Below are 634 nucleotides of genomic sequence, written 5' to 3'. Positions count from 1 at the left end.
GCAGCAGCCATCAGTGCAAATAATTTTTTGTACATAATCGTCTTCAATTTGGTAAGCCTGAGCGTATCTTCTTCGAGAGACGAATCTTGGAAAATCCAACGAATAAAAATGTGCGATTCAATTCATTGGATTACCTTGGGTACACATTCAATATCAATCAAAAATGCCAACTGACTCGCACGCAAACCGACTTATTCAAACTAATAAAAACATCGATAACACACAGATTACGCAGTAAAAAAGAGGCGCAAGAACATTGTGCTATTTAATTGATGAAAAACGAGTTGGCTCCCAGATATACGGCAAAATATTCTCTATATTTAAAGAAAGGACAATGCCGCTGGAGGTCTCTATGATCAAGGTTGAAGACATGATGACTCGCAACCCTCATACCTTGCTACGCACGCATACCTTGCGCGATGCAAAGAGCATGATGGACGCGTTGGATATTCGACATATTCCGGTTGTTGACGCCAATCATCACTTACAAGGCTTGGTGACTCAACGTGATATTCTTGCTGCTCAAGAATCCTGTTTGCACCCAGATGACGCTGAGCAATCTTTTACCCTCGATACGCCTCTCTACGAAATGATGCACACTAACATCATGACTGCAGAGCCAAGAGCAGGTCTA

Annotated in this window: 1 protein-coding gene; it reads left to right on the top strand. The window is 42.0% G+C overall.

The genetic code is table 11. From position 1 onward, the window contains the following. Positions 1-352: 352 nt before the first annotated feature. On the top strand, positions 353-634 hold a 282-nt coding region (locus R7Q48_RS28405), incomplete at its 3' end, for a CBS domain-containing protein (protein ID WP_318133670.1).

This window comes from Vibrio sp. 378, assembly GCF_033339435.1.
The sequence above is the reverse complement of the archived record's forward strand: the minus strand, read 5'-3'. Positions and strand labels throughout refer to the sequence as shown.